The following is a 15,596-nucleotide window of genomic DNA, read 5'->3' on the forward strand; positions in this document are numbered from 1 at the left end:
ATTATTCAGATTCGTGACATTCATCATTCAGTGAGTCACATATAGAAGGATTGGGTTTGCCTTTGAGGATATTACGTATCCTGTCTTTGCATTCACCTAAAATGGTATCCATGTCGGCAACTACATCTATTCCAGCAGCGCCCGCATGACCTCCTCCGGTACCATCATAATTCTGGCTTATATCTTCCATTATCTTTCCCAGATTGACACCTGCAGCAACAGCTTCACGCTTGGCTCTTCCACTGACCCTGATATTAGCATCACGGGATGTTCCTATGAGAGCCACATCAGCACCGATATTGAGGAACATTGATGAAGCTGCACCGCCAAATGAATTCACATGTGAATCCACCAGCAGCCAGTCATCAACCCTTTCAATGTTTGCACGGGTAGCACATTTTAACATTGCTATGCGCATGGATATATCCTGCGGGGTTGCTGCCATCATCTCCAATACATCTGCATATTCAACTCCACTACAGGTGATTATTTCAGAAACCGTCCTGAATGTTTCCTGTGTAGCGTGTTTAAAATGGCCTGTATCAGTGATTATACCGGTAAGCAGACCCATAGCAGTACGGCGCATTACCGGTGCACCCATGGACCTGAGAATATCAAAGACCATCTCAGCAGTGGATGTTGCATGACGGTGCAGATAGAACTCGGCATTTTCGATAAGAGCGGTTGTTGCGTGATGATCTATCACACAGTATTTGCCAAGTTTGATGTCATTAAGCTGAGAACTGGTTGAAGTGTCAACTACAAGAGTAATGTCATATTCTGACGGATCGGGTTTCTCGACCACGTCAATGTCAAGTTTATCAATAATAAGGGAAGCAACCCGGTTACATCCATCAACAAGCCCGATTGTTCCACCAATGGCTTCAGATAATGCAAAAGCACTGCTTACCGCATCCGGATCAGCGTTCCGATGACAAAGATAAAGGATATTATTATAATCCAGAAGCTTATTGTAAAACTCCGTTTCTTCAACTCGCATGGAAACCTCTGAACATTGCCGGTGCTTATACCAGCATGTCATCAGAAATAGAGAACAGGCTTACTGTGCCTGGTTCCCCATAGACTGTTCAATCTGTTCCTGAAGTTGTGTGAAACGTTTTGATATCCTTTCTTCCTGTCTGGAAATGGATTGTAACCTGAGTGAAAGAGTTTCTACTTTTTCATTCAGTTTGGACACAGACTCTTCCTTGTTTGATTTAACCTGCAATTCACCGATACTGCGATAAATTACAACATCATCAGGCAGTTTATCCAGCTCTTCAAGTGCCATTTCAGCTTCTTTTTGCATGGACTCGATCTGAGATTTCTGCATGGCAAGGGACTGCGCCTGCTGCTGAACCTGCTGCAACTGTGCAAGCTGGTTCTGTATCTGTGGGGGTATTTGCGTACTCATTTGGTTTCACCTGGCATACCAATAAACCTGAAGTGATTTTAATGTTTCTATGTACATTAATGCAAAAACAGGAATGAAAGAGAGAATAAGATACAGAATAATTGTTGCAATTACAAACAATTGATATTAAACAAGACAGTCTGCTGTCTCGGACGCAACCTGTATGAGACGCAACCATGTATTAAGAGTTGAACGCATGGCAACAAGATCATCCGACCTTATTTCCAGAAAAAGTGTTGAATTTTGAACTTTCATATCAACAGATGACCGTTCAGTCACCTGACTTTCAATTTCAGGTTTAAGTGATCTGTAAATACGTGAAGCTGCAGGTGTTTCAAAAACAGAGTGAGAAGTCAGCAGCATTCTTCATCGACCTCAAAAACCTTGTAGCTCTTCATTCTGAGACTGAAAAGCTCATTTTCACCTTCTTTGAAATCCAGTTGATTTCCTGAAATTATAAGAGACAACAAATTTGAAGATATTGAGTCTTCCGGAACTACTATATCATTGATCAGTGGTACTAATTCATTATCACCATCAATTAAAGGAAATGATTTAGATCTCTTTGGATAATTAGAAGGAGCTTCCAGTACGGTAATATAAATTGAAAGAGCACAGAACCCTTCCCGGTCATAAAAAGCTAAGCTTCCAGGATTACCATGATATTCACCGACAATAATAAGGGGATTATCATGAGAGAGGCTTAAGACCTCACCCATGCTCATCTTACCTCGGTTAAAGTACTCGAAACCGAAAAAAGATGCCAGATGCTTACATAAAGTACGCGTTCCGGCAGAAGGTTTGCGAGAAGAAGTGATATACATCGCTTCTTACTCTGCTTTGATGCGTTTGATAGTTGTTGGACGCTCTTTCACAAGGATACGGTGTCCACAGTAAGGACAACGAATACCTGTATACTCGTAGTCGATCTCAACGTTTCTCTTGCATCTTGTACATTTATAGGCCATACTCACCTACTCTAATGCTTCTGTAGCCTTCTTTACTGTACGTGCAACTGTCTTACCGACGTTGGTCTGAGGCAGGAATGTGCCACCTGCAAAAGTGTAATCACATTTGGTACATTTCCAGATACCTGTACCTGCTCTCTTAACATTAGGACGTGCACATTGTGGGCACTTGTGTGGCATACGCATCTTTTCTTCAAGATCTGCCACAAGTTTACGGTCCCTTCTACCATAGCGAGTACCAAATCTACCGGCTGACCTGGATACTCGGCCTTTTCGTGTATATTTTTTTGCCATGAATCTTATCTCCTTGAAATGGTGTAAATATTATATGATATTGATATTCTGATCAGATATTCAACAGGTGAGCTTCCCTGAGCTCAGATGCTTTCTGGCAGGCAAGTGACACAGCCTTTAACAGCTTTTCCTCAGTAAGTGCGCCATCACCACTCTTCTGCATACCTGATATAGAGCCATCCTGATTTGAAACAATGGTTATGCGGGTGTCACAAACAGTTTCTTCATCAAGAGCAGGGTCAATCATCATCTCACCGCCGATGTCTACCAGCGTAACTGAAATGGGCATATCCCTTATAGGCATTGGCATATCCTCACCACGGCCTTCGCGTTCACCAGGAACAACGGCAGTCAGAAGGGCAGCTATTGCACCCAGAGAGGATACATCCTGAATGTTCCCTTCATTATTGAGAACATGGATATCGATGAATACCATCCAGACTTCTTCTCCCTCCGTAATACACAACTTATTTAAATCAATTGCGCCTGATTCACGGATTCCCCTGTCAGTGACACGGGCCATTTCAATGGCATTCTCTTTTGGAGGACCAGCCTCAAAATCAGGAGAAGCTATTGGATTTAGTTCCATACTTGTGATAATGACACCTTGATCTGCAGAATCCGGGAAAGGTGTACCTACCTGTAGTTTTACTCCTACAAGGATCTCAGTACCGCCCATCTTTATCCAGGCAGATCCTTCTGCCTTTTCTATAACGTTAGTCCTGATCTCAATATCCCTTATCTCATCAAAAGCACGCCCATCAGAACGCTGACCTTTGAGCATAAGGTTGTAAATATAATCTTTCTTAAGTACTGACATTACTTGATTGCCCATGATCTCACCTCAGGCCTTCTCTTCATCATCTTCATCTTCAGTGGCATCCTCTTCATCCACATCAGTGAAAGACTCTTCAAAATCCTCTACCATCTCGACAGCTTCGAAATCAGAATGAGATTCTACGGAATCTAGGTCTTCATCTTCGTCGTCCTCAGATTCAGGCCCAGGTTCATCAACTGAATCCTCGCCAGCATCTTCAACCTCTTCTTCCTGATCAGCATCATCGTCGGATTTGTCTTCAGACTCTTCCTCACCTTCAACATCATCACCGGATGGTTCAAGAGTGGATTCCACAAGGGCAGAAACATCAACTTCTTCCTCATCGTCAGATATCTCTACATCTTCAAGTTTTGTGAACTTGTTTTTGAGAGTCTCTTTCTGTAATTCCATTATCTGACGACATCCTTCCTTACACATCTCAATTGCCTGTTTGAACTCTTCCGGAGTAACGTCACCGTCCATCTGGACAAGTGTTATCTCGCCGTCGGAGGTCATAGCCATTGGGATGTCAGCATCACCATAGTTGTCTTCAGGCTTGTTAAGGTCAAGCACAAGCTGACCGTCAACCTTTCCTACTGCACATGCAGAAACAAGTCCCTTCATAGGAATACCTGCATCAGCAAGAGCCATACATGCCGCATTGATAGCTGCAGTTCTTGTACCTGCATCGGCCTGGAGTACCTCAGCAAAAACATCAATTACTGCACCAGGATAAAGGTGAGTAAGTACAACAGGCTCAAATGCCTCACGGCTTACCTTTGATATCTCAATACTTCTTCTGCTTGGACCTGGTCTTATACGATCCTCTACAGAAAAAGCTGCCATATTATAACGGTATCTAATCAGTGCAGAATCAGCTTTCTGCAATCTTCTTGGGTGAAGTTCCCTTGGGCCGTAAACAGCCGCAAGTACCTTGTTCTTACCCCATTCTAAATAACATGAACCATCAGCCCTGGAGAGTACACCTATCTCCATTTTCATTGGCCTGATCTCATCAACACGCCTGCCATCCAGACGTAATCCATTTTCATCAATGAACTTTTCAGGTTTATCACTCATATTAATTCTCCAATGTTCACACATTCTCCCTGATCAAAAAGAGTCACTCTGGTCAATCATCATCTTCCAAAAGAGCATCCACTTTTCGGTAGGTATCTTCCCTTATCTCACTTTCGTCTTCCGTATCTTCTGTGAGATCTTCTTCAAAAACAGCTTCATCCTTCTCTGAAACAAATTCATCCTCACCTTTCAAAAAAAGAGAGATCCTATCAGTCAATCCTGATGTGTGAGAATGTTTCATTATAAGCTCAATAGCCTCTGTAAGAAGGTCCATTTCACTATCTTTTCCTTTTATCCATATTCTTCCGTTCTGGCCTACGAATACCTCACAATTAGTCTCTTTCTTAAGCATTGATACCATAGAACCACCATGCCCTATGATACGAGGAACCTTCGTAGGAGTTACTTCAATAACACGACCCTTGTCGAGAAGTCTCAGACCACGTTCTCTCATGGTCAATTCGACCTTCATGGATGAACTTACATCTTTCACACGAAGTAAGGCTGATGAGCCTATACCCATGTACTCCGCCATTTTTTCCTGCTCCACACGCCTTGGATATTCAGACACGTGCAACAATCCGTCATATGGCGATCCAATATCAAATATCCAGTTAGAGGGTGTTACCTCTATAACAGTACCAATAACGTAATCCCTGGAAGAAGGAATATATTTTCCAGAAAAAGGAATAACTGATATCTTGTTCTTGGCGTTCTTAACTCCGTATAAAAGTGAATAGACTTTTCCGTCCTTTACATACGTACCAGGACCGGAATCAGTCTTGTTTTCAGACAAAAGTTGTCCAGGAATTACAATTTCACGTTCCATTATGGGGCCTCATAATAATTTAGTTTCAGCATCACCTTTTGTAAGATGATTCACAAGGCCATAGAAATCATTCTGCAGCCCAGCAGGCATTTTGATCACGGCTACCCATGAACCGTCATTCTGCCATTCATTCTTTACAAGGGTTGCAAAGCCGGCAATTTCACCATAGGATTTTGCCGCATATTCAGCCGGAATCCTTACAGCTACATCGACCTCTTCAAACCTTATAGGTATTATCGGACGAATAGCTTTCATTACAATATTAACCTGCTCATCAACACCTTTCAAGGGATCGATGTGAATCTTTGCCTCTTCCATCGCCTTTTCAATTCTGGCAGGAGGATGGGGCGCCCTTGTCTGGGGGTTTATAGCATTTTGTGCAATAATTGTTATGACCTGCCTGGTCTTCTCCTCCAGAATCTGCTTTCTTTGCTCTTTTGTGAGCTGGAGTTCACCATGCAATATGATCTGCCTGGCAACATCCATGATATTGTTAGTTTCAAAAGCACTTACAAGCTCAGATTCTCCGGCATGGTCTCCTTGCGCAGCGTCAGTAAATACTGATTCTACAGCAATGATGTCCTCAATATTGACATCATCGCCTCTTTTCAGTGAAAAAGCACCTTCAGGTTCAACTAAAACCTCGAACTGATGCTTACCTTTCTTGAGCCTTGCAATGACAGACTCATCAAGAGATACCATGTTAGTTCACTCCAATGATTGCTAATTATTCCTCTGATTCCTCGCTTTCAGAGTTTTCATTTTCTTCTTTCACTTCGTCCTTGAGCTCGTCACGAACTCTTGAGACAAAACCAGCAACTTCCTCTTCAGAAAGCTTCCTGAACTGACGATCATCAAGGGTTACAACACCAAGCTCAAGGGTAGCTGCATCAACTTTCCCTTCTGTTGATTTGTAAAGGGCCTTCATTCCAAGCATGATTGCAGCATCAATGTCCATATCTTCCTGATAATCTGCCTCAAATATCTCCATGAAAGCATTTCTTCCAGCACCGATTGCAGTTGCCTTATATTCCAGCAATGCCCCGCTTGGGTCACTCTCAAAGAGACGTGGACGTGAATCGTCGACTCCTGCGATAAGAAGAGCCGTACCATATGGACGGACACCACCGTATTGTGTGTATGTCTGCTTGTGATCACAGATCTTCTTGGCAATAACTTCGACACCTATTGGTTCGTCGTATGAGACCATATTTATCTGTGCTTCGACCCTTGCCCTGTCGACAAGAGCACGGGCATCAGCTACGAGTCCTGAAGTGGCAACACCTATGTGGTCATCTATCTGGAAGATCTTCTCAATTGATTCTGCTTCTATCAATCTGCTTGTGATCCTTTTGTCTACAAGCAATACCACACCATTCTTTGCTTTTACACCGGCTGCGGTTGTGCCTCTTTTAACTGCTTCTCTTGCATATTCTACCTGGAAGAGACGTCCGTCAGGACTAAAAACTGTGATGGCTCGATCATACCCCATCTGTGGCGTCATTTGCATCTTCACTTCATCTCCTGATTTATTTATAAATAACAGAATATATACGATAACTAACTGAAATACGCTCTCTACTCATTTATATGTGACTGTTCTTCGGGGTTAAATATACCGACACCCTCTAAATACTTTTTTGTTGCACCAAGAACAGTACCTGAAACTCCGAGAACATGAATAAGAACTCTTTTTCCTTTTACATTTGTAATGGTGGCCAGAACAGCCCGTGTCTGTGAAACATGATCACGATCACAGCTTATTACGCCCTTATTATCATCAAAGGCAAAAAGCCAGATATTGCACTCGCTCGAACCAAGATCACCAAGAAGGCTTCCAGAAGCTGAGAATATCTCCCGGATAAGTTCGTCCCTGCTAACCAGTGAATTCTCCTCAGCTATAAGCTCAAAAGCAAGATACCGCTTATTTTCCCGCATGGTTGGCGGAAGAATCTTCATTGACCATCACCTTCACCTGTAACATCCCCGGGCATACGATCTACGATCTCGACACCCTCAAACACATATTTTGAAGAAGGACGATTCCCTGAGATTATGTTTTCAGGAGTGGTGGACAAGCCATAAACAGCTTCCTCTTTTGTCATACCAAAAAGTCCTGCAAGAGCCATTAATTCCCTTGGTGCTCGCAGATCATAGCAGGATCTTGCGTTGGATGTAAGAATAAATGGAACATCATATTTACGGACAAGTGCCAGATCTTTTCTGAAATTGGACAAAGTCCTGACCCTTCTTCCTCCGCGCTGGATGATGACTTCACCAAGATCGAATGAAATTGCGACATTATTGTCACTTGCAGACTTTGCAAGAACATGATTCAGACCATTATCCTTCATTGATCCAAAACCACAAAGAATGTCCACATTGGAGTTCTCAACGGCTGCACGGTTTATATTCTCACTACCACCGCGTACAACTATAACATCGGTGTTTTTACGGTATTTTCCCACCATTCCGTGTAAGCGGGAAGGATTATCTACTCTGATCTCAACACCACTGAAAACTTCAAGATCACCGATCTTCGTTGCCTTTTCCAGATGACAGCTATCGGAGGGATTGGTAATAGCAATTCCACCAAATTCCAGCCTGGAAGAAAAGGCAGCCATTTCTTCGATCGTGTTTCTACCTTCTGGCGCAGAGTAAACATTCAGATCATAAAAAACAGATCTAGCCAAATAATTCCTCCACTATCAGCCCCGCCTGAACACGGTTCTTCGGATAAGTGGCTATTTTCACTTTAACAGTAATGGCATCGGACGATGAACTCAGTAACAGTTTCCCCAGAAAAGCCGCTTGTTTGTCAAACCTCATATGGAATAACTGATCATCGTCTAGCCTGTCAGGCATTTCACTGCGCAGGTTCTCTACATCTCCAGGGCTCATGTTTTCCCTGATAAACCTGGCAAGTCGTACAGAATCCGATTTGCGTGAGATCTGCGAACTGAGCATCACAGACGGATTACCATAGTGACCTTCAATATCAGTTACGTCTACAAGTTCATCGGTAACATCATCGTCGGACATGCCAGTGGCATTCCGTAAAAATAAGTCCAGGGCACCTCGTACCCTGGAAAGATCCTCAGTTGAGTGCGCGATCACGCGCAAGTTGATATAGTGGATCACTTACCTCTGTTAAGGTTGGATCTCAGGCTTGGCCTGGTCTTTTCAGTACCGGTTCCACGGGTCATCATACCTCTGCCCTTGCGGCCTGCGCTGGTCTTACCGCGCTGTGCACGTCCCTTGTGAGTGTTGTTACAGATCCAGTTGAGGTTCTTGTCACTCTTAATTACAGGGTGGCTTGGATCTACAAGGATAACCTCGTACCACTTGGATTTACCGTCGTCGCCTACCCAGTAGGAGTTGAGAACTTCCATGTTAGGGAATTTCCTGTCAGCACGCTGTTCAGCGATTCTCTGAATGCTCATTCCACCAGTGATCTTGTTCTTACCCATGCGCTGTGTACGCCTTCCACGGATATATCTGGCCTTTCTAAGACCTCCTCTGCGCACCTTTACACGAGCTACAACGATACCCTGCTTTGCCTTGTATCCAAGGGAGCGGGCACGGTCAATACGAGTTGGACGCCTGATCTTTGTTACAGATCCCTCTTTTCTCCATTCCTGGAGCCTTTCCCACCTAAGTTCACGGACATATGTGTTGTCCGGGTCTTTCCATGCGTCCCTTACGTATGCGTAATATGATTTTGACAAATTTGTTCACCTAAGTTTCATTTCTAGTTTCACGGTTCAGCTTTTAAGATTTACAAAAGCTACATTCCCACGGGACTAATCCCGACAATGAAACAGGACTACTACTTAGCCCAATTGAATTTAAACCTTTGCACAATTCAGATATAAAAATACAAATTTCCACAGGACTAATGTAAATTTATATAAAGTCAGTTCAGTATAAGTAAAAACCATTTTTCAGAGGAAAAAAAATGAACAGATCAAAACTGAACTACTACATCGATATCTTGCTGACAGTATTATTCATAATAGTTGCCATTACAGGTTTTGTATTATACCTTGCTATCCCTTCAGGAGTACGACAGGGAAGATATCAGGAATTCATAGGAATTACCAAAGCAACATGGACACTGGTTCACAACAGATCTGCCATTTTGCTAACATTATTCACAGGCCTTCATTTTGTTCTGCATAAAAGATGGATGTGTTGCATGACAAGGAATTTGTTCAAAAAAGAAGAAGACCAAAAAGACACAGAGTGTGAAATCATAAATATTTAAACAAATGCTCAGATTCAAATAATTTCAAATAAGCGATATTCAAATCACTCAAATTTACTTAGATCTTCCCCTGAACGCAGTATACCTGTAATTTCACCATCGTCATCCATAAGGACAACATCATACCAGCGCATAGGGATTTCTTTTCCATCTTTTGCAAGTACAACGTGCTCGGCAAATTCCGGTGGCTCCGATTCACCGGAGATGATCTTAGTTAACTCATCCTGAAGTTCTGTACATTTCTCTTCAGGTACAAGGAACTTGACAAAATCATGACCAATGAGCTCGAACTCATCGTAACCCAATACTTCGTTACCTTTGCGGTTCACGAGATTTATCTTCATATCACCGTCAAGCACAAAAACAACAAAACCGGCAATATCAAGATAGTTCATTGCCTCGTTCCTCTCTGCAAGAACCTTATCTTGAAGGTGTTTTATACGCAGGAGTGATTTCACCCGGGTCACAAGTTCAAGACGATTTACAGGTTTACCAAGGAACTCATCCGCACCAACCTCGATACCCTTTATACGGTCATCCTTTCCGGATAATGCGGTAACCATCACCACTGGCAGGAACTGGGTCTCTACGGAAGTCTTTAAAACCCTGCATACCTCATACCCATTCATATCAGGCATCATCACATCAAGCAGAATAATATCCGGCTTTTCGGCCTTTACCTTATCCAGTGCCTCCTGCCCACTATATGCAGGAATAACATCATAATCAGATTTAAGGTAAAGTCCCATTAGCTCTACTATAGCCTGCTCGTCGTCAACAATGAGTACTTTATCCCTGTGGTGCATGAATCATAGGCTCCCTTTTTACACGTGAATTAAATAAATACATTGCAATATAAATTTAATGGTAACCTTCCAATCTTGTTACATTATATTAGTAAAATTATTTTAAACTTTACTATTAATTATATAGTTCTATCTACATATATAGTTTAGGCATAGAAAGAGTTACTCGCCCTGCATTAGGGCTTCTAAAAAGAGAAGATAGATGGGGTTGGTGAGATTCGAACTCACGATCGACGGGTCTCTCCGAACAGCTGAAAAAACAGCCATGTTCTCATGAGCACATATCAGTGCTCCAACGGCTCCTCACAAACCAACCCCGTCGGGTTAGTCTCAGTAGACCCGTTGTTCATCATTTATCCGCTGGAGCCCATCGCCATGCCGGGCTAGGCCACAACCCCATAAATTCGGGTAGTATCCCCTGAATACATCTTATCAAAGATATATTTAGCGGTACTACACATCTACGCTTATATATCTTCACCGGCAACTCGGGCAAGATCCCCGAATTTGCACAGTTCATCGCAGAGTTGCTCTATCTTTGAGCGCAACTCTTCCATTGAATAACCATACATGGCCGTGAGGTAGATTCCTCCACCTGCGCCGACACCTTCTTTCACAAAGCCGACCTCATATTGCTGCAGACCCTTAAAAGAAGACTTACCAAATTCAGGATCAGCTCCTTCATAATTTGCACCAATCTCAGCCATCAGATCCACAAAATTGGCAGATTCATCACGAACCACATAACTTGTGGTAACTATCTTAATATTATCAGTTGGATAGCCCATGTTTTTTATGGCAGCAAATATCGAGGCCATCTGGGTACCTCCTGCAAGGACTACAGGAGTATCGCCAAGACCTGCAGTAATTCCCGCAACTGCAACCATCATAGGATCACCTACAGAAGCTATTGCTTTAAGCGGATCATCACGCAGAGAACCAAATGTGATCCCTGACGATGAAAGGGCCTCCTTCACAACCTCTTTTTTAAGGGTCAGAGGATTTGCATCGGAACTGCTGCTAACATTTCCATCATAACCAAGTGCCTGCAGTAATGCATTTGCAGTGGTGGTTCCGGCAGGGATGCTTTCACCTATCATGACAAAGTCGTGTTCCTTTGAAAGCTTCTCCCCAAGTTTGAAAGCGTTATCAAAAGCCTCCTGTACATTATGCACAGCAACAGGATTTCTGATATCATCACCTGGCTTTCCTCCGATATCTACAAGAGGAACCTGTTTAGACGGAAGGACCTTCAGACCTGAATTAACGAATATATGAGGAACACCTGTTATCGAAAGAGCTGCACGTGTAATGAGTGCAGGAGTAGGCGTATCATATGGAGGCGTCATAGGTAAGATAGGAATATCAATAATAGTTCCTGTCTCAAGAACCTCTGCATCACCGGCAGGCGTGTAGTCTGTCAGTTTAGCAGTCTTTCCTGCTGCGGAAAGACCTTCGATATATGCAGTCTCCGTATTTCCAAGAACACAGACGAACAACGGTTTTTCAGGTAACCGGACTTTTTCAGTTGATAACGTATCCATACCAATCGCCTAGATGTATTTTACAGGGAGTATATGACTTTTTCCGGATTGACTCAATATGTCCTTGCAACATATACTTTGGTTTCAGCATCTGCGCCACATACCGGACACTTCCCCTTACATTCTTCCTGATCAGTTGGTATTCCAAGTATTCCTGCACCAATATCATCTTCCAGTTTCAGGCCACATTCCTTGTTACCACACCAGAAGATCTTTGCAATACCTTTTGGAAGATTCTCTTTGACATCATCAAGGTCCTCACAATCAAAAACACGTGAATAGACACTTTCCTTTGCCTTTTCGTATAGTGAATCATGAATATCATCAAGCATTGAAGACACGTCATCAACAATAGTATCCAGGGAAAACTGCTGTTTCTCTCCGGTATCACGGCGTACAAGCATGGCTGCATTGTTCTTGAGATCCCTTGGACCAAGTTCAAGTCTTACAGGCACACCTTTCATTTCCCACTTGTAATACTTGGCACCCGGACGGTCGTCACTTGCATCCATTTTGACGCGAATTCCCACTGCCTCGAGTTTACTCATGAGATCTTCACAAGCTTCAAGGACACCTTCAGCTTTCTTGAAAATGATAGGAATTATTACAACCTGAACAGGAGCAATTGCTGGTGGAAGAACAAGACCCTTGTCATCTCCGTGGATGGAAATGAGAGCAGCTATGGAACGCTCGGAAACTCCATAACATGTCTGGTGGGCATAGACCTGTTCTCCTTCAGCATTCTCATAAGTTATATCGAATGTCTTCGCAAAATTGTCACCAAGGTGGTGAGCAGTACCTACCTGAAGCGTCTTTCCATCTGGCATCAGTGCATCAGTAGCTATTGTATAATCTGCACCTGGGAACTTGTCCCAGTCTGGTCTTTTGGACGCAAGTACAGGAACAGCAAGCTGACGATAGAAATCAGTGTAGATCCTGATAGCTTCATCAACCTGGGCTGCCGCATCATCCCATGTAGCATGGACTGTATGAGCCTCTTTAAAAGAAGTGATCTCACGAAGTCTTATAAGAGGACGTGTGTGTTTTGTCTCATATCTGAAAGTGTTGACTATCTGATAGAGCTTAAGTGGCATGTCCGCATGTGACCTTATCCAGAGCTTGTACATTGGATAGATAGCAGTCTCACTGGTTGGACGGAGTGCAAGTTTCACATCGAGGGGGGTCAGACCACCATGAGTTACCCAGTAAACCTCATCTTCAAATCCTTTGATGTGCTCTGCTTCTTTCATGAACTCATTTTCAGGAATAAGAAGTGGAAACATGGTTTCCTGATGATCTTTATCAAGAAGCCTGCGCATGATATCATAAACATTTCTTCTGATGTTAAATCCAAATGGGAACCACACATAAAGTCCCTTTACAGGATAACGTACATCCATGATCTCGCCCTTTAAGAGCAGATCGTTATACCATTCACTGAAATTCTCTTTAGAAGGAAGTGCAGCATCTTTTTCTTGCTCTGCCATTTATTCACCTTATAAGTTTCATACTTGATTTGGCTACAATAACTAATACATTGCTTATAGCCATTTCCTTTCATAACCGGACAGAGACAGATGTCACTAATGACATGGAATTATAAAATCAGGTATAAAAACAATTATCCGGATAATATTAGATTTTCCGGATAGACAAGATTTTAAAAAAACTAAAGTGGAATCTTTGAACAGCCAGACTTCAATCAGTCAGACGGTGCTCTGAATCGCTGGCATCCAGTTCCATTTCAGAGGAGCTGGTATCAAAGACGATCATACCTGTTTTAAGATTACCAGCCTCTTCAGGAGCAAGTACACATGACTTGACCTTTTCAGAAATAATTGCACTATTACCGAAAGGATCCTCTATGACAACGGTTATTTGCCTTTGCCCTTCAATTGCGTCCCTAAGAATATTCTGAATTTCAAGACCATGCAATTGCTTTTCTTCATCATCCTCGCACCATTTGGTTGCTGTTATAACAACATTGAGAATCCTGTCAAGTATACCCTCGATATTGGTTATGTATGATTCAGATATGGAACCAGGTTCAACATCAATTCCAAGCTCAGGTATCCTTATGGTACCTGAAGTCGATCGTACTACCCTGCTGTTGAGATCCTCAAGATCCTCTACCAGCAACTCATAGCGCATTGGTTCTTTCTGAGTAAGAATTAGAGTGTCAGCAAATCTGAAACTGCAATCGCATGCCGCAGTGATGTACATTACCTCACCAAAATAAGGAATTTCATCACTCTGCCAGCTGATGATCAGCTCTTCATGGCAGAGAGGACATGAAGTCCTAGTTACAAATTTCTGACAGGAGTCGTTTTCGCTCAATATCTGCCACCAATTATCTTTGACCTGTCGATCTTGATACCTGTTGGAGTTACAAGAACCTGGTCTTCCTTGATACCGGCTATATCGCCATGAACATCCATTACTACTTCTTTGAGATCCTTCAAAGCACGGTCAAGTAATAACTTATCAACCTTGATGTTTGAAATGTCTATCATTACGATGTTACCATCATAGATCTCTTTTTTGAGTGCGGTCAGCTCATTGAGGTTTGTGAGTTCTGCAACACGGATGTAAGTCTCTGCAGGCTCGTCATCCATTACCTCTTCATACTTGGTAAGGTCAAGTTCAGTATACTCATCCTCAGTGGTTGAGCTTTTGCTGCTGCCACCAAACAATTTGTTAACAATATTTGCCATAATTCGCCCTCATGTATTCAAAAACACTGTTATATTAATAGCACTAATACTTAAAATGTTACCGGAATGGATTGCATATACCGGACCATGATCAGTATTATCTACTGCTGTTATTTTAGTTACTGGTATTCTGATATTTATATTCAATCTCATCCTATTTTAATGATTTCTTTTAGATGTCCAGATTCCAGAGCTTATCGCCTACGTAATGAATGGATTTTACACCCTTTCCAGTGTTTCCTGTCATCTCAGCGCCCGGTATCAATGCAGTCCCGATCGCAAGAGGTTTGCTGTGGGCTTCCTCAATAATGATAACCGGATCGCCTTCCTGAATATTATCATCTGCAGCAACTATGCCAGGACACATAATATCAGCACCATTAACCACAAAACGAACAGCACCTGAATCTACAGTTACCACATTCTTCATCAGGCCAAGTTTCAGTACTCCCTTTACTGTCGGGAAGTAGAATTCATCGATCTGGAAAAGCAAAGGTTCCCCGTCAACCAGTATTAGGGAAAGATCATCTATGTTTGCTGTTTCAAACTTGCTTTTTTCCAGTTTTTTTGAAGCATCACCAAAAACAGAAGTGATATCACTTAAAAGCTGATTCTTTGCAGATTTCCTTAACTGTACCCTGGACTTAATTTTCAACTGATCACCTGTCAGATAAAATATTTTGATTTGGATTGTTTTTCGTTAATAATCTTGTAGTTGATACTATTTTTATTCCTATTAGTAATTCCACTAATTCTGCTAGATATATTACTAAAGTAAGTAAAGGATGCTTTAAAAGAGTTATGTGAAACACATAAAGCATCCTGAAATAGTATTTGCAAGATATTCCTGAGATTGTCGATTA

The 15,596-nt window shown here is 42.4% G+C and carries 22 protein-coding genes and 1 tRNA gene; 1 reads left to right on the plus strand and 22 read right to left on the minus strand.

Translation table 11 applies throughout. From position 1 onward, the window contains the following. Position 1: 1 nt before the first annotated feature. From BLP52_RS07160 to BLP52_RS07230, 15 genes are all read right to left on the minus strand, one after another. The gene (locus BLP52_RS07160; RefSeq protein ID WP_091709801.1) at positions 2-1,000 is read right to left on the minus strand and encodes a DHH family phosphoesterase; all 999 of its coding nucleotides are present in this window, start codon (positions 998-1,000) and stop codon (positions 2-4) included. A 60-nt stretch (positions 1,001-1,060) separates the two neighbouring features. Continuing rightward, positions 1,061-1,414, minus strand: coding sequence for a prefoldin subunit beta (locus BLP52_RS07165; protein ID WP_091709802.1), 354 nt, complete (start codon positions 1,412-1,414; stop codon positions 1,061-1,063). A 126-nt stretch (positions 1,415-1,540) separates the two neighbouring features. After that, entirely contained in the window at positions 1,541-1,777 is a 237-nt protein-coding gene (locus BLP52_RS07170; protein WP_091709803.1) for a KEOPS complex subunit Pcc1, read from the minus strand. Then, complete coding sequence (locus tag BLP52_RS07175) at positions 1,768-2,238, minus strand: Brix domain-containing protein (RefSeq protein WP_154717811.1); 471 nt, start codon at positions 2,236-2,238, stop codon at positions 1,768-1,770. The genes BLP52_RS07170 and BLP52_RS07175 overlap by 10 nt, the downstream gene beginning before the upstream one ends. A gap of 6 nt (positions 2,239-2,244) precedes the next feature. Next, complete coding sequence (locus tag BLP52_RS07180) at positions 2,245-2,382, minus strand: DNA-directed RNA polymerase subunit P (protein ID WP_084323965.1); 138 nt, start codon at positions 2,380-2,382, stop codon at positions 2,245-2,247. A gap of 6 nt (positions 2,383-2,388) precedes the next feature. Next, positions 2,389-2,676, minus strand: coding sequence for a 50S ribosomal protein L37ae (locus BLP52_RS07185; RefSeq protein ID WP_091709805.1), 288 nt, complete (start codon positions 2,674-2,676; stop codon positions 2,389-2,391). 52 nt (positions 2,677-2,728) lie between these two features. Beyond that, positions 2,729-3,511: an exosome complex protein Rrp42 gene (rrp42, locus tag BLP52_RS07190; protein WP_202905740.1), complete on the minus strand. Its 783-nt coding sequence runs from the start codon at positions 3,509-3,511 to the stop codon at positions 2,729-2,731. 9 nt (positions 3,512-3,520) lie between these two features. Further along, positions 3,521-4,573 (minus strand): exosome complex exonuclease Rrp41, encoded by a 1,053-nt coding sequence (gene rrp41 / locus BLP52_RS07195; RefSeq protein ID WP_091709806.1) that lies wholly within the window; start codon positions 4,571-4,573, stop codon positions 3,521-3,523. Between the two features lie 52 nt (positions 4,574-4,625). After that, positions 4,626-5,402 carry an exosome complex RNA-binding protein Rrp4 gene (rrp4, locus tag BLP52_RS07200; protein ID WP_091709807.1) on the minus strand — a complete coding sequence of 259 codons (777 nt, stop codon included), beginning with the start codon at positions 5,400-5,402 and terminating at the stop codon, positions 4,626-4,628. A 9-nt stretch (positions 5,403-5,411) separates the two neighbouring features. Continuing rightward, positions 5,412-6,104: a ribosome assembly factor SBDS gene (locus BLP52_RS07205; protein ID WP_091709808.1), complete on the minus strand. Its 693-nt coding sequence runs from the start codon at positions 6,102-6,104 to the stop codon at positions 5,412-5,414. 25 nt (positions 6,105-6,129) lie between these two features. After that, the gene (gene psmA, locus BLP52_RS07210) at positions 6,130-6,912 is read right to left on the minus strand and encodes an archaeal proteasome endopeptidase complex subunit alpha (RefSeq protein ID WP_091709809.1); all 783 of its coding nucleotides are present in this window, start codon (positions 6,910-6,912) and stop codon (positions 6,130-6,132) included. Between the two features lie 68 nt (positions 6,913-6,980). Beyond that, complete coding sequence (locus tag BLP52_RS07215; protein ID WP_091709810.1) at positions 6,981-7,361, minus strand: Rpp14/Pop5 family protein; 381 nt, start codon at positions 7,359-7,361, stop codon at positions 6,981-6,983. Next, positions 7,358-8,095 (minus strand): ribonuclease P protein component 3, encoded by a 738-nt coding sequence (rnp3, locus tag BLP52_RS07220; protein WP_091709811.1) that lies wholly within the window; start codon positions 8,093-8,095, stop codon positions 7,358-7,360. The genes BLP52_RS07215 and rnp3 overlap by 4 nt, the downstream gene beginning before the upstream one ends. Next, positions 8,088-8,543 carry an RNA-binding protein gene (locus BLP52_RS07225; RefSeq protein WP_091709812.1) on the minus strand — a complete coding sequence of 152 codons (456 nt, stop codon included), beginning with the start codon at positions 8,541-8,543 and terminating at the stop codon, positions 8,088-8,090. The genes rnp3 and BLP52_RS07225 overlap by 8 nt, the downstream gene beginning before the upstream one ends. Next, entirely contained in the window at positions 8,540-9,130 is a 591-nt protein-coding gene (locus BLP52_RS07230) for a 50S ribosomal protein L15e (protein ID WP_091709813.1), read from the minus strand. The genes BLP52_RS07225 and BLP52_RS07230 overlap by 4 nt, the downstream gene beginning before the upstream one ends. 230 nt (positions 9,131-9,360) lie before the next feature. Between BLP52_RS07230 and BLP52_RS07235 the strand changes: the two genes are divergently transcribed. Continuing rightward, positions 9,361-9,669: a DUF4405 domain-containing protein gene (locus BLP52_RS07235; protein ID WP_091709814.1), complete on the plus strand. Its 309-nt coding sequence runs from the start codon at positions 9,361-9,363 to the stop codon at positions 9,667-9,669. 44 nt (positions 9,670-9,713) lie between these two features. On the opposite strand, the gene BLP52_RS07240 is transcribed toward BLP52_RS07235, so the two are convergent. The 7 genes from BLP52_RS07240 to BLP52_RS07265 form a co-directional block, all read right to left on the minus strand. Then, on the minus strand, positions 9,714-10,475 hold the full coding sequence (locus BLP52_RS07240) for a response regulator (RefSeq protein ID WP_091709815.1): 762 nt from the start codon (positions 10,473-10,475) through the stop codon (positions 9,714-9,716). Positions 10,476-10,678: 203 nt separating this feature from the next. Beyond that, positions 10,679-10,873 (minus strand) — tRNA-Trp (locus tag BLP52_RS14350). 69 nt (positions 10,874-10,942) lie between these two features. Beyond that, positions 10,943-12,019, minus strand: a complete 1,077-nt coding sequence (gene cobT / locus BLP52_RS07245; protein ID WP_091709816.1) for a nicotinate mononucleotide-dependent phosphoribosyltransferase CobT — start codon at positions 12,017-12,019, stop codon at positions 10,943-10,945. Between the two features lie 53 nt (positions 12,020-12,072). Then, complete coding sequence (gene proS / locus BLP52_RS07250) at positions 12,073-13,506, minus strand: proline--tRNA ligase (RefSeq protein ID WP_091709817.1); 1,434 nt, start codon at positions 13,504-13,506, stop codon at positions 12,073-12,075. Between the two features lie 211 nt (positions 13,507-13,717). Beyond that, positions 13,718-14,356, minus strand: a complete 639-nt coding sequence (locus BLP52_RS07255; protein ID WP_394328631.1) for a ZPR1 zinc finger domain-containing protein — start codon at positions 14,354-14,356, stop codon at positions 13,718-13,720. Next, positions 14,353-14,733, minus strand: coding sequence for a cell division protein SepF (locus BLP52_RS07260; RefSeq protein ID WP_091709819.1), 381 nt, complete (start codon positions 14,731-14,733; stop codon positions 14,353-14,355). The genes BLP52_RS07255 and BLP52_RS07260 overlap by 4 nt, the downstream gene beginning before the upstream one ends. Before the next feature lie 172 nt (positions 14,734-14,905). Next, complete coding sequence (locus BLP52_RS07265; protein WP_091709820.1) at positions 14,906-15,388, minus strand: RNA-binding protein; 483 nt, start codon at positions 15,386-15,388, stop codon at positions 14,906-14,908. Positions 15,389-15,596: the final 208 nt, after the last annotated feature.

Origin of the sequence: Methanolobus vulcani (genome assembly GCF_900100715.1) — an archaeon.
Taxonomy (GTDB): Archaea; Halobacteriota; Methanosarcinia; order Methanosarcinales; family Methanosarcinaceae; genus Methanolobus; species Methanolobus vulcani.